The organism is Clostridium sp. HCP1S3_C6 (assembly GCF_052066735.1).
GTDB lineage: Bacteria > Bacillota > Clostridia > Clostridiales > Clostridiaceae > Clostridium.
In genome coordinates, this window is sequence record NZ_JBQHRN010000015.1 from 14927 (window position 1) to 29822 (window position 14896).

Here is a 14896-nt window from a genome sequence, read left to right on the forward strand (position 1 = left end):
CTTTAAAAATAATGAGATTCTTATTTTTTATTTTCATATAACCAGGTAGAAATGATACCTTTATCCATAAATCCTGATTTCTCATATAGTTTTCTTGCAATCTTATTGTTAGAATCTACTCTTATGAAAATATTAGAATTTATTTTTTCTTTAAAATGTTTTATAAGGGCATTTAAAAAAACTCTTCCATACCCCTTAGATCTAAATTCTTTTATAACTCCAAAATTTACAATCATATATAATCCTCGTGTATATATAATTTGACCATAACCTATATATTTTTCTTTAAGTTTCATAAAAAGACTCATATTATCTAAAAAATAATCCTGCTTCTCATCATAATATATATCATCAATGCTCAAAGGTGCTCTATTTTCATTTTCAAAAATATTATTTTGAATTTCACATCTTATTTTTGCATCCTTATTTTTAGCATATTCAGCAAAAGAAACATCTTCTTGATTTTTTTCATTTAACAAATTATTATCTTTATACTCCATAATTTGTGAGATCCTAATTCTTTTCATATTTAATATTTTAAGTAATTCAATCATATATGATGTTTCATAGGTTTCAAATAATATATAATCAGAATTAAAGCTTTTTAGTATATATGAATTAAGATAGTAAAAATATTCCTTTCTTATATACAAATCATTAATAGTAAGAGTTTTTAAATACTTAAAGTCAAACCAAATATAGCCTACGCACTCTCCATTAACTAGAATTAACTTTACATTTTTTCTTATAAAATATTTTACTAAAAAAGATCTTTCATTATAATAACTATAAAAATCAAATTTAAATAATAAATCACTTTGTGATTCCTTTAATAACTGTTTAAAGGAACTTACATTGTTATTAGACAATTTTTCTATTGTCATTTTACCTCTCAATTTTTTGCCCCCATATTCATAAAAAGCTCCTATAAATAATAGGAGCTTAAAAATATTATTAACTAAAATTTAAACATCTTTCATGCTTAAGCTTATTCTCTTCTTTTCTTCATCTACTGATAAAATTTTAGCTTTAATTTCTTGACCAACAGTTAATACATCAGCTGGATTTTCTATTCTATCATGGCTTATTTTTGAAATATGAACAAGAGCATCAAGTCCTGGTTCAAGTTCTACAAAAGCGCCAAAATCATTAATTCTTACAACTTTTCCAAGTACTACAGAACCTTCTGGATATTTTTCTTTTGCATTTGCCCAAGGTTCTTTTGTTAATTGTTTTATACTTAATGATAATTTTTTGTTTTCTTTATCAAGATCTATTATTTTAACATCAACAATTTCACCTTTCTTTAAAACATCCTCAGGTTTTTTAACATGTTTCCAAGAAATTTGAGATAAATGAATAAGTCCATCTACACCATTTACTTCTGCAAATGCTCCAAAGTCTGTAAATCTTTTAATTTCACCCTTTACAACATCTCCAACATTAAAAGAATCCCAAGCCTTAGCTTCTTTTTCTTCTTTTTCCTTTTCAAGAATTACTCTTCTAGAAGCAATTACCTTTGATGGCTTTTCAGTACTGAATTCTATTAATTTAACTTGAAGTGTTTGATTTTTGTATTGTTCCTTATCGCTTACAAATTTAGTATCAATTTGAGATGCTGGTATAAATATTCTTATACCTTTGTAATAAGCAACTAGACCTTTTTCTTTTACTTCACTAATTTTAACTTCAAAAATTGTTCCATTAGTATATAATTCATTTAATTCATCAAGTATTTGTTTCTTTTCATACTCTAATCTTGATAATACAACATAACCATCTTGGTTTAATTTAATTATCTTTGCTTTTATAACATCTCCAACATTTAATGTTGAAGCCATTTCTTCAGGATCAACTGAATTTGTTAATTCTTTAAATGGAATAACGCCATCAGATTTATAACCAACTAAAGAAACTAATATTTCATCTCTTTTTATAGAAAGAATTTCACCTTCGATTTCATCACCGATAGAAAATCTTTTATCCATTTCCTCCATTAATTTAAGTTGTTCATCATTTTTGTTCATTTCATCTTGCATATTATTAATTACCTCCCTAATTATCCAATCTGGTGTAGATGCACCAGCTGTAACACCAATATTTTTAAATTTACTATTCTTAATATATTCTTCTGGCAATTCAGAAGAGTTTTCTATATGTATTGTATTATTACAATATTTTTTAGCTATTTGATAAAGCTTTGTTGTATTAGAACTATTTTTTCCACCAATTACAACCATTGCATCAACACTTTTAGCAAGTTCTAAAGCGCTTTGTTGTCTCACTTCAGTGGCAGAACAAATAGTATTAAAAGCTAATAATTCACCTTTAAAATCAGATAAATTATTCATGGTTTTTTCCCAATTTTCTTCCTTCTCAGTAGTTTGAGAAACTAAACATACTTTTTTGTATGATTCATCTGATAAATCAATATTTATACTACCATCTTTTGTAATGTAAGCTTTAGAATCACACCAACCACTTATACCTTTTACCTCTGGGTGATTTTCATCACCTAATATAATAATAGAGTAACCTTCTTTTGAGTATTTCTCTACCTTTTTTTGTATATTAGTTACAAAAGGACAGGTTGCATTATGAACAATTAATTGTTTGCTTTCAAGTAAATTTATTACATCTTTTGATACTCCATGAGATCTTATTACAATTACATCATTTTTATTTAATAAATCTATATTTGAAAGTTCAATGGCAAAAATATTATTTTCTTCTAAATATTTTACCACATCATTATTGTGTATAAGGGGACCAAGTGTATAAATCTTTTTATTATATTTTTTTTGAATCTTAAGTGCTTCTGTTACTGCCCTTTGTACTCCAAAACAAAAACCTGCTTCTTTTGCTAATTTTACATTTGGCATTTTTATTTTCTCCTAAATTAATTATATGCTAAAAATTAATTTTTTATATTTAATTTTACTTGTTCAACTATTTTATTTACAACTTCATTTATTGATAAATTAGTTGAATCAATAAGCACAGCATCCTTGGCTTTTTTTAATGGATCTACTTCCCTATTTTCGTCCAAAAAATCCCTATGCTTTATATTTTTTAATATTTCTTCATAATTACATTCAATATTTCTTTCAGTTAATTCTTTATACCTTCTGTTTGCCCTTTCCTCTGCTGTTGCAGTTAAAAAGAATTTAAAAGGCGAATCTTTTAATACTACTGTGCCAATATCTCTTCCATCCATTATAACATCATATTTCTTTGCCATATCCTGTTGAAGCTTTACTAAAAGAACTCTTACTTCTTTTATTGATGCATAAAGAGAAACAATACTGCTTACTTCTGGCATAGTTATTTTATCTTGAATGTTTTCTCCGTTTAAATATAAATCATCATTAATAAACTCCATATTAAAAGAACTTATTAATTGTAAAATTTCATTAACAGATTCTGGATTTAATCCTTTTTCTTTTGATTTTAAAGCTACCGCTCTATACATAGAGCCTGTATTTATATACATTAGGTTTAATTTTTTTGCAACCATTTTTGCAATAGTACTTTTGCCTGCACCTGCAGGTCCATCAATTGCTACTGATATTTTCATATTAATACTGCCTCCGTAATGTACTACCAAGATACATTATATATTTTTTTTTGTTAATAAACAAGCCAAAAAAATTATATTTTTATTTTAAATACTTGATCCTGCAATATATCCTGTAGATAAAGCTATTTGAACATTATAACCTCCTGTAAAGGCATCAACATCTATAACCTCCCCTGCAAAGGACAAATTGCTTATTATTTTAGACTTCATAGTTGAAGGATCAATTTCATGAGTATCAACTCCACCTTTTGTTACAATAGCTTCATTTAAACTTCTTAGACCTTTAACATTAAAGGTTAAATTTTTCAGTAATGAAACAAGATTCTTTCTTTCTTCTTTAGTTATTTCATTTACTTTTTTATCTTCTTTTATATTAGATAACATAATTATTGTGTCTATTATCTTTTTAGGTAATAAATCATTTAATGAATTTTTAAATTCTTTATTAGAATATTTCTTGAAATCACGAAGAATTCTATTATCTAATGCTTTAAAATCTAATGCTGGTTTTAAGTCTATAGAAACTTTATATTTTTCATTTTCTTTTATAAATCTGCTGCCACTTAAAACAAGAGGACCAGATATGCCAAAATGGGTAAAAAGCATTTCTCCTAATTCATTATAAACTACTTTGTTATTTTCAAATATTTTAAGGTTAACATTTTTAAGAGAAAGTCCCATAAGATTTTGAACAAATTTTTCTTCAAGTTCAATAGGAACAAGGGAAGGCTTTAGAGGAATAATTTTATGTCCCATTTTTTTTGCAAATTTTTGTCCCTCTCCTTTTGAACCAGTAGATTCATAGGATGCTCCACCAGTTGCAATAATGAAGTAATCTCCTTCTATTATCTTATCATTACATACAACAGAAATTATTTTATTATTTACAACATTTATATCAGTTACTTTATGATTAAATAAGATATTAACATTGTTTTCTTTAAGTGCCATTTTTAATCCTTTAATTATATCAGAGGATTTATCTGAAAGAGGAAAGACTCTATCACCTCTTTCTACCTTTAATTTTATTCCCCTGCTTTCAAAAAATTTCATAGTATCTTCATTTGTAAAAGAATATAGTGAACTATATAAAAACTCTGGATTTCCCTTTATATAATCAAAGAAATCTCCTATGTTTTTTGCATTTGTAACGTTACAACGTCCTTTTCCTGTAATAAATAACTTTTTACCTAGTTTATCATTACCATCTAGTAAAAAAACATTATTGTTTTTTGAAGCTTCAATTGCTGCCATCATTCCTGCTGGTCCTGCTCCTATTATTATAACTTTTTTCATTAAGCTATTCCTTTCTTGCTTTTTTTGTTTTTATTATTATAAATCTAGTAACTATACAAGTTAGCGCTAATATAAAAACAAGTAAAAATTTATACAAATAATCATATGTGCTTAATTTTTTACTTGAACTTTCATTTGTATTTGTTTCTAAATTTGAATTATTATCTTTATCCGAAACTTTATTTATATAGCTTGAATTATCAATATTAGTATTTAATGTACTATCTGTATCAGTATTTGAAATATCATCTTTAGATGAGTTATTTTCATCTTCTTGTATTTTTATAGAAGTACCTGTAACTGTAATATCACCATAAAGACATCTTGAAGGTAATATAGCCTTATATACTCCATTTGATATCTTTTCTGTTTTAACTATAGCTGTAAGGTTATCATATTTTGCATATAAATACATTGGTGCTCTATAACCTTTGTCAGTATAAATATATACAGTTGGTGATAAATTATCATTATTATATTCTAAAGTACAATTTGCATTATTTAAATTAAAATTAATGTTATTAGGATACTCAGATGTAAGAGTTTTATATAGTGATAAATATATATCATTGTGACCATATTTGTCTGGATGAATATCCATATCGCCTATGTTAGATACATCAAGACCACTTTCACTTTTCATATAAAAAGCTACATCAGAGGTAACTACATTTTTATTATCAGCAGCATTTATAATATGTGAATTTAATTCATTAATATAAGGATTTATAATATCACAAACATGATTAAACATGGCTATATTACTTAAGGGATTATATAGAGTTTGTAAAACTATTTTACTATTAGGATTTAATGATTTAATCCTTTCAATTACTTTTGGAAATGTTTCTTCAAAGGATTTTAAACCATAACTTATATTACTTTTTATTTCCTCATCATATTTACCATTTAATAAATCATTATAAAATTCTTCATATTTACCTAGTAAATCACTATAACTTGAATTTTCATCATCTGCATGAATATGCCTATTTATTATATCTAAAAGCGGAAGCATTACATCATTACCACCTATTGAAATGTTAATTATTTCAGCTTCTTTTACTTTATTTATGTAATCTTCATTGTTAAGTTGGTCTAATAAACTTTTTGAAGTTGAACCATTAACAGCAAGATTAGTATAATTCATATTAAGTTTAGTTGATAATTTTTTTCCATAAGAAAAATCTTCTGATGATAAACCATATCCAGTACCAATAGAATCTCCTAATACAAGAAAATTTTTATTTAAATAGCTATTTTTTATTTCTAATAATTGATTTTCAGAGTAAGAACTAATAGCAGCTGTAGCTACTATATTATTAGAAAAAATAAGTCCCATACATAAAATTCCACACATAATTTTTCTTTTAACCATAATAATCCCCCTAATCTCATAACATTATTACTATTAATTATACCATAAAAAATATACATGAGAATTTTTTAAATAAATATTTTATTTTAAATCTTGAAATACAATTTTATTATTGTATAATAATTCATATATGAATAGTATATAAAAGGAGTGATAATATGAAAATTTCTTCAAAAGGAAGGTATGGCCTTGCTGCTATGATATATATAGCTGATAAAAGTCGTAATGGAGAATACATTACAATTATTAGAATAGCAGAAGATTTGAAAATATCAAAAATATATTTAGAACAAGTTTTTTCTTTGTTAAAAAGAGCTAATCTAGTTGTTTCTATAAAAGGTGCTCAAGGAGGATATAGATTATCTAAAACCCCTTCTGAAATATCAGCAAGAGAAATATTAGAGGCTATTGAAATATCTCTTTTTGAAAAAGCAGATAAAACTGTGCCCAAAACTGCTCCAGGCATTGAAAATGCTATGGAAACTTTACTTTGGAATAATCTTGACAATGAAGTTGCAATATCTCTTGCAAAAGTTTCTCTTCAAAACTTATTAGAAGAATCAGAGAAATATATTGATAATAATGAAATTATGTATTATATATAACATAAAAAAACTATACAAAAAAGTTTTTAGCTTTTTTGTATAGTTTCTTTTTATTATTTGCTTTTTTTATGAAAATATACTCCAATAGATATTCCAATTATTCCTGCAGCAATTGCACCTGCAGCACTTGCTATTAAAAGCCTTTTATGTTCTTTGCATGTTTTCTTTATACAAGAACAACGACCATTTTCTTGTATATCTATTTCTTTTTCAAGTTTTCTTGCTACATAATAAGCTGTCATAAATTTTTCTTTAGAAAAATTTTCTTTTAATTCCCCTAATAGACTTTGTAAATATTCCATATTCCATTCTTTTGGCTCTGTCTTTAAATTATCATCAGTATTTTCTTCAAAAATACCATATGTTTCTGCAAGTTCTATAGCATCCTTAAATACTTCATGAGGATAATCAGTTCCTATTAATTCCTCTGTCATTATTTTTCTTGATTTATCAATATCCTTTTCACTTATTGCCATTTTTAAATCTTCTAGCATATTAACCCCTCCAAAATATATTCTTTTAAAATAAATTTTATCATATAATATTAAATTTAGTATGAATATTTAATAAATTTTTATTAATATTAATAATTATCTTCAGTACTTTTATTTTTATTATATGAATAAACATTGTAATCTTTCCAAATTAATTCAAGCCTATTAAATATATCAGAAATATTTTCCTTTTCACGCATTCCTACAGCAATTATAAGAGCATTAATAACTGATAAGGGAGCTACTAATGAATCTACAAAGGACGCCATATTACTTTGAGCAACAAGGGTAATATCAGCCTTACTTGCAAGTGGAGATGCATGACTATCAGTAATAGCAACAACATTTGCACCTCTGTTTTTTGAAAAATCTAATGCATCAATAGTTTTTGTTGCATATCTTGGAAATCCAATTCCAATAACAATATCACCTTTTTTCACATTTATCATTTGTTCAAAAACATCAGATATGCCATAACTTACAGTTTTTACATTTTGAAGTATAATATTCAAATAAAAGCCTAGAAATTCTGCAAGGGCTGTGGAGCTTCTAAGACCAATTATATATATATTATTAGCGTTGAATATTAAATTTAATACCTCTTCAAAGGCATTTTCATCTATTTTTTCAAGGGTAGTTCTTAAATTTTCCATATCAGCTTTTATTACTCCCCTTAAGGCATCTCCATTAGAAATATAATCTTTCGATAATTCTAATCTTTGAACTGTAGTTAGTTTATTTTTTATAAGTTCTTGTAAAGCTTTTTGAAGTTTTGGATATCCAGAGAAATCTAATTCATTAGCAAATCTAACCACTGTAGATTCTGATACTCCAACAGAAATTCCAAGCTTTGAAGCTGTCATAAAGGCAGCTTTATCATAATTTTTAAGTATATATTCTGCAATTAATTTTTGACCTTTACTTAGTTTTTTATACTTAAATCGTATTATTTTCATTAAATCCTTTGAATTATCATTATCATAAGTATTTTTATCTAAATCTTCATTATATATATCTTTTTCCATAAATTTTCACCTTTATTTTATAAATTTATAACATAAAAACTTAAAGACTATTTATGTAAGAAAGCTCAGCATTTGTAAGACTTCTAAAATCACCAGTTTTTAAGTCGCCTAATTGAATTTGTCCAATAGAAACTCTCTTTAAAGAAATAACATCATGATTAAGAGCACTACACATTTTTCTTATTTGTCTATTTTTGCCTTCATGAATTGTTATTTGAGCAGTACTTATGTTATTTAAATTATTAAAGTTTATTTCTTTTATAGCTGCTGGTGCAGTGGTATACCCTCCAATATCTATACCTAATGCAAATTTTTTCTTTTCTAAGTCAGTAAATCTTCCTTTTACTGTTACAATGTATTTTTTGTCTATTTTTACTCTTGGATGAATTATTTTATTATAAATATCTCCATCATTTGTTAATATAATTAATCCAGAACTATCATAATCAAGTCTACCTATTGGATATATTCTCTCTTTAACAGGTACTAAATCAATAACTGTTTTTCTTGATTTTTCATCTTTTACTGATGTTATATATCCAGTAGGTTTATTTAACATATAATAAACTTTATTTTCTTCTTTATTTATTATTTTATTTAAATATTTTACTGTATCCCTAGAAGGATCAACTTTTATTCCAAGTTCCTTTACTGTTATATTGTTAACTTTAACCTTTCCTTCCATTATTAATTGTTCACATTTTCGTCTTGAGGCAATACCACAACTAGCCATATATTTTTGCAATCTTTCTTCCATAAAATTATTCCACCTAAAATATAATATAGGCGCTTAATAGCGCCTTTTTAAGATTCTTATTAGGCAGTAAGCTTATTTATAGCTAAACTGCCTTTTTTTTATCTTACCAGAAAAAGCCCCCCCAGCCAAAGCCAAAGAATAATAAAATTATCCAAATAAAATTAAATCCTCCACCAAAGCCGTTTCCAAAACAATTCCCAAATCCATTACAATTTCCAAAGTTGTTGCATCTATTACAGCAACATCTTCTACAGCAAGAATTTGAGCAAGCATTTCTGTTTGCGCAGCAATTATTATTACATCCTCTGCAGCATGACATAGTAAATCAACTCCTATTCTTTAGATTACTATATCATATTCGTAATTAATTAATTTTGTTCTAAATATAATAATTAAATTAAATTTTCTAAAATGCAATAGGAATCTAATTTAAACAATATATTTTTAAAAGTATTTTTCATATATGTACTTTTTTCAAGTTCAAAATAACTAACTGCATTAGGATCTACTAGCAATATTTTATCATAATTTTCACCATATATCTTATATAAAATTGAAATAAAACCTTTTTTTATTACTTCATAGTCTTCATTATTAGAAGTTTTTAAATAATATATGTCATTGCTTACTTTTTCAATAATAACATAAAGTTGATATATTTCACTTAATTCTTTTAATGAAAACAAATGATTTAATGAAGAAATTAGTGCAGAGTAATTACGGCTTACTGGCAAAAGATAAATATCTTTATTTAGATTAATTGATTTTAAACTTCTAATGCTTTGAAAAATAGCATTTGCTATATCTAATCTAATAGCATTTGCATTATCACAAATACATTTGTTTCTTATAGTTTTATCATAGATTTTTTCCGAATCTTCTTTTTCTTTTTCGTGGGTAAGTTGTTTTTTGTACATTTTATTGCTTATTATATAACTTGAAAGAGCTCCTAAAAGGGACCCAAGTATAATAGATGCAGCAGATATTATTGATGTAACAACTTGAATTTCCATAAAAAAACTCCTTTTTTAAATATAATATATTATAAATACTTAATAATATTATAGACAAAAAAGGAGAAAAATATAATTTTTTAATATTTAAATTTTTGAATATTATTTTTCATTTCTTCTGCTAATTTTACAAGTTTATGAATAGATTCATTAAATTCGGATATAATTGCTGTTTGTTCTTCTATTGCAGAGGCTACTTCTTCAGTGGCAGAAGCATTATTAACTGCTATAGATGATAAATCTTTCATAATATTTATAACAGATTCTTTTTCATTTTCCATTTTAATAGATGTCTCTTTTATGTTATCTAAATCATTAATAGATTTTTGAGCACTTAAAGATATTCTATCAAATGCTTCATTAGTTAGCTTTACATTTTCAGATTGAGTATTAAATACACCAATAATATTATTAATAGTATCAACAGCTTCAGAAGTTTTTACTGTAAGTTCATCTATTATCTTTTGTATATCTAAAGAACATTCAGAAGACTTTTCTGCTAAATTTCTCACTTCTTCTGCTACAACCGAAAATCCCTTTCCAGATTCTCCTGCTCTTGCAGCTTCAATTGCTGCATTTAATGCTAAAAGATTAGTTTGTTCTGATAATTCTTTTATTGCAATACTTGATTTTTTAATTTCCATAGATTTATCATTTGTATCATTTATAATATTTGAAATAGAAGTTGCAGAAGCAATGCTAAGTTTACTACTTGATGATAATTCATTAATATAATTTATCCCTTCTTTTATAAAGTTTTCCACTTCATTCATTGCTACTGTTAGCTCATTTAAAAGATTCTTGTTATTTTCTATATATTTACCTAAAGATTGTACATTTTCTACCCCTTCTTCTGTTTTCTTAACTTGATCAGCAGCTTCTGTTGCTACTTTAATTACAACATCTGATATCTCATTAGCAGATAAATTTACTTGCTCCATATTTTGTAAAAGTTCTTTAGAATAATTAGTTACATTGCTTGACAAATCAAAGGCTTTTCTCATAAAATCTTTTAAATTAATAACTATAAGATTTAACGCCCTTCCTACTGCACCTACTTCATCTTTTTGTTTTTGAAGATTTTTAGGAACATCTTTAGAAACATCAAGATTTTGAATATTTTTAGTAAAAAGTACTGTTTGCTTTAATCCTTTGGTAATGCTCTCGCCTATAAAAAGTACAATTGCAATTGATAATATAATAGCAACTACAGAAATAATTATAAAACCTTTTGCTATTGTTGAAATTGAAGATTTAACAAAAGCTAGAGCATCTTCTTTTGGAACTGCCACAGAATATATTCCTACAATTTTTTTGGAATTATTATATATAGGTCTATATGCAGCTTCATATGTTTCTCCTAAAAGTTCAATTTCCCCAATAAATTCTTCACCATTTTCAATTGCTTTATATGCATCAGATTCAGGATCAAGTTTTTCTCCTTCAGGTCTTTTTCCAGAATCCTCCATAAGATTTGTGGTAACAATTACATAATCATCATTAACCTTCTTATATATTGTTGCTGCATCATTACTATCATCATGAAATTTATTAACAACAGTATAATTAGATTCTATAGAGCCACCTTTTACATCTATCAATTTTCCTAAAGAGTTAATTTCCATAAGTTCTGAAGAATGATAGAATTTCATGTAACTGGTAAAAGCGTTTAAATCACCTTCAACTCTTTCTACGGCTTGGTCATTTGCAATTTTCATCATGTTTTTATTAGAAGTATAATATCCAAAAAAACTTATAACAGATATAATACTAAAAATTACTATAGAAAATATAATTACTAATTTTACCTTTATGCTTTTCATTTTTTATCACCTCGGTCATTATAATATCTTTAATGTCAGAAAGAATATTTATTGACATTTAATCTTATTTATATTATATCATAGACCCTTTTTCAAGGTAACATTTTAACTATTTGTTATTAAATAATTTACAATAAAAAAGTTTTTTCTACATTAGTGGAGAAAAAACTTTTAAAATTGCCCTGGTTATTCGAGTGTGCAATTTTACTTTTTTACAATCTTCATTTTCTATTTGTTTACATTTTTTTAAGGTCTCTAAAAAATCCTTTTTTATTTCAAAAACAGTATTAGTTTTAAATAAAAACACACCACATTCAAAGTGCAAATAAAGACTTCTATAATCTAAATTTATAGTTCCTACAGTTGCAACTTCATCATCAGATACAAAAATTTTTGAATGAATAAAGCCTGGTGTATATTCATAAATTTTAATTCCAGAATTAATAAGCTGATAATAGTAAGATCTAGTAACCATGTGAATATATTTTTTATCTTCTATGTGAGGTGTAATTATTCTTACATCAACACCACCCTTAGCTGCCAATGTTAAGGCTGTAACAAGTTCATTGTCAATAATTAAATAAGGCGTGCATATATAAACATATTCTTTTGCCTTATTAATAATATTTAAATATACATTTTCACCTACAAGTTCCCCATCATAAGGGCTGTCTCCATAAGGCTGAACATACCCTTCTGCCTTTTCATAAAATCTTTTTTCAGGTTTATATTTTAAATAATCAATCTCCTCATGAGCTATGGCAGACCAAACCTGAAGAAACATTATTGTGAAATTCCATACAGCCTCTCCTTCTATCATAATAGCAGAATCTTTCCAATAACCAAATCTAACTACCTTATTTATATATTCATCAGCTAAATTTATGCCCCCTGTAAAGGCTATATTTCCATCTATAATTGTTATTTTTCTATGGTCTCTATTATTTACTACAGATGACAAAATAGGAATAAAAGGATTAAAAATAACACATTTTATATTTAGAGATTCAAGCATTTTGTTATACTTAGGTGGCAATGTATTTATACATCCTACATCATCATATATAATTCTAATATCTAATCCTTCTTTAGCTTTTGATACAAGAATTTCTAGTATCGTATCCCACATTATTCCTTCATGTACTATAAAATATTCCATAAAAATAAACTTTTTTGCAGATTTAAGTTTTTTTATAAGTTCATCATAAAACTTTTCTCCTGGAGAAAAATACTTTGATAAAGTGTTTTTATGAATTGGATATGAAGAAAAATCTTTTATGTACTTAGCCATAAAATAAACTGATTTATTAGTTTTTTCAATATCCTTAAGAACTTTTTTATCTTGCTTTAAATATTCTTTTGTTTCTTCAAAAGATTTTCCTATTATATTTTTAAGACTTTTTCGCATTTTATTACCACCAAAAAGAAGATAAAAAAGTCCACCAAATACAGGAAACAAAAGAACAGTAATTACCCAAGCAAGTTTAAATGAAGGATTGTCATATCTACTTACAATATATATAACTACAATCACACTAAGAAATGTAAAAAAACTAGTTAAATACACTGAATAATTACTTAATCCCCAAATTGTAATTCCAAGAATAAACAATTGCACAAGCATCAAAAAGCCCAAAATCACAATTCTAGAAGATAAAATTTTTAATAGTTTTTTCATAATTACTCCTTTTTATGTATTGCTTTTATTAAATATCTCCTTACTTCTATCTAGAGTGTTAGTTAAATAGGATAATATTACTCCATAATTAACTATAGGAATTTTTTTTCTTTTACAAATACTAATTCTATTCATAATAGTTTTTCTATTTATCATGCATCCACCACAATGAATAACAAATTTATATTTATCTAAATCACTTGGAAAATCATATCCAACCATATAAGTATAATCAAGTTCACCACCAACTAATTTGTTAAGCATTTTGGGTATTTTAACCCTTCCTATATCTTCATGAGATACATTATGAGTGCAACTTTCTAAAACTAAAACTTTATCCTTTGGTTTTAATTTTTTTATATAATTTGTGCCATTAATAAATTCATTTATATCACCTTTTTGTCTTGCAAAAAGCATAGAAAAACCAGTTATTTTAATATTTCTTGGTACAATATTAGCTACTTTTTTAAATGCCTGTGAATCAGTAATAACAAGGTCTACATCCTTTATGTCTTCAATAGCACTTTTTAGTTCTGTATCACGTACTACATAACTTTTTATGCCATGATCTAAACAATCACGTATACATTGAACTTGAGGAAGTATAAGTCTTCCTTTAGGTGCCTCTGAATCTACTGGCACTACTAATATTACCTTTGAACCATAAGGCAAAAGATCTCCTACAAGAGGTAATTCTTCCTGTTCTTTTTCAATAATTTCTCTTAAAGAATTTTTCAAATCTTCTATTCCTGAATTATCCTTTGCAGATGTAATTATTCCATTACTATATTTTATCTTTATGTCATCTAAAATATCCTTAGATACATTGTCACATTTATTAAATACAAGAACATAAGGAATGTTATATTGTTTAAAAAGCAAAATTCCTTCTTTTATTTCATCTTCGTTTATATCATTTATATCTGAAACATAAATACCTATATCTGTTCTTTTTAAAAGGTCAATTGTTTTTTTAGTTCTCTCACTACCAAGTTCTGTATTATCATAAAGTCCTGCAGTATCATAAAAAACTACAGGTCCAACAGGAATAAGTTCCATAGCTTTTGAAACTGGATCCGTTGTTGTACCTTCCTTTTCTGAAACAATAGATATATCTTGTCCAACTAATTTGTTTATAAGGGATGATTTCCCAGAATTGGTTTTCCCATATATAACAATATGTTTTCTATTTCCTAATGGCGTATTATTCATATTAACATCTCCAATAAAATATTTTTATAACATAT

General features: G+C 25.9%; 14 protein-coding genes. 1 reads left to right on the forward strand and 13 read right to left on the reverse strand.

All coding sequences use genetic code 11. From position 1 onward, the window contains the following. Nucleotides 1–20: 20 nt before the first annotated feature. From ACTNAO_RS07165 to ACTNAO_RS07185, 5 genes are all read right to left on the reverse strand, one after another. Nucleotides 21–896: a GNAT family N-acetyltransferase gene (locus ACTNAO_RS07165; RefSeq protein ID WP_441028037.1), complete on the reverse strand. Its 876-nt coding sequence runs from the start codon at nt 894–896 to the stop codon at nt 21–23. 69 nt (nt 897–965) lie between these two features. Next, the gene (locus ACTNAO_RS07170) at nt 966–2882 is read right to left on the reverse strand and encodes a bifunctional 4-hydroxy-3-methylbut-2-enyl diphosphate reductase/30S ribosomal protein S1 (protein ID WP_441028038.1); all 1917 of its coding nucleotides are present in this window, start codon (nt 2880–2882) and stop codon (nt 966–968) included. A gap of 35 nt (nt 2883–2917) precedes the next feature. Beyond that, entirely contained in the window at nt 2918–3577 is a 660-nt protein-coding gene (gene cmk, locus ACTNAO_RS07175) for a (d)CMP kinase (RefSeq protein ID WP_441028039.1), read from the reverse strand. 87 nt (nt 3578–3664) lie between these two features. Then, nucleotides 3665–4876 (reverse strand): NAD(P)/FAD-dependent oxidoreductase, encoded by a 1212-nt coding sequence (locus ACTNAO_RS07180; RefSeq protein ID WP_441028040.1) that lies wholly within the window; start codon nt 4874–4876, stop codon nt 3665–3667. A gap of 4 nt (nt 4877–4880) precedes the next feature. Further along, a complete protein-coding gene (locus ACTNAO_RS07185; protein WP_441028041.1) occupies nt 4881–6254 on the reverse strand; it encodes an SGNH/GDSL hydrolase family protein in 1374 nt (457 codons plus the stop codon). Between the two features lie 158 nt (nt 6255–6412). On the opposite strand from ACTNAO_RS07185, the gene ACTNAO_RS07190 reads away from it, so the two are divergent. Further along, entirely contained in the window at nt 6413–6859 is a 447-nt protein-coding gene (locus ACTNAO_RS07190; protein WP_441028042.1) for an RrF2 family transcriptional regulator, read from the forward strand. A gap of 53 nt (nt 6860–6912) precedes the next feature. Here the strand turns inward: ACTNAO_RS07190 and ACTNAO_RS07195 are convergent, their stop codons facing one another. From ACTNAO_RS07195 to hydF, 8 genes are all read right to left on the reverse strand, one after another. Further along, nucleotides 6913–7353, reverse strand: a complete 441-nt coding sequence (locus tag ACTNAO_RS07195) for a hypothetical protein (protein WP_441028043.1) — start codon at nt 7351–7353, stop codon at nt 6913–6915. A gap of 89 nt (nt 7354–7442) precedes the next feature. Beyond that, the gene (locus tag ACTNAO_RS07200; RefSeq protein WP_441028044.1) at nt 7443–8378 is read right to left on the reverse strand and encodes a MurR/RpiR family transcriptional regulator; all 936 of its coding nucleotides are present in this window, start codon (nt 8376–8378) and stop codon (nt 7443–7445) included. Nucleotides 8379–8418: 40 nt separating this feature from the next. Continuing rightward, complete coding sequence (locus tag ACTNAO_RS07205) at nt 8419–9135, reverse strand: pseudouridine synthase (RefSeq protein ID WP_441028045.1); 717 nt, start codon at nt 9133–9135, stop codon at nt 8419–8421. Nucleotides 9136–9238: 103 nt separating this feature from the next. Next, nucleotides 9239–9454: a hypothetical protein gene (locus ACTNAO_RS07210; RefSeq protein ID WP_441046132.1), complete on the reverse strand. Its 216-nt coding sequence runs from the start codon at nt 9452–9454 to the stop codon at nt 9239–9241. Between the two features lie 73 nt (nt 9455–9527). Next, nucleotides 9528–10148 (reverse strand): hypothetical protein, encoded by a 621-nt coding sequence (locus ACTNAO_RS07215; protein WP_441028047.1) that lies wholly within the window; start codon nt 10146–10148, stop codon nt 9528–9530. Nucleotides 10149–10228: 80 nt separating this feature from the next. Then, on the reverse strand, nt 10229–11971 hold the full coding sequence (locus tag ACTNAO_RS07220; RefSeq protein ID WP_441028049.1) for a methyl-accepting chemotaxis protein: 1743 nt from the start codon (nt 11969–11971) through the stop codon (nt 10229–10231). A 148-nt stretch (nt 11972–12119) separates the two neighbouring features. After that, nucleotides 12120–13649 (reverse strand): cardiolipin synthase, encoded by a 1530-nt coding sequence (gene cls / locus ACTNAO_RS07225; RefSeq protein ID WP_441028051.1) that lies wholly within the window; start codon nt 13647–13649, stop codon nt 12120–12122. A gap of 12 nt (nt 13650–13661) precedes the next feature. Then, on the reverse strand, nt 13662–14861 hold the full coding sequence (gene hydF / locus ACTNAO_RS07230; RefSeq protein ID WP_441028053.1) for a [FeFe] hydrogenase H-cluster maturation GTPase HydF: 1200 nt from the start codon (nt 14859–14861) through the stop codon (nt 13662–13664). Nucleotides 14862–14896: the final 35 nt, after the last annotated feature.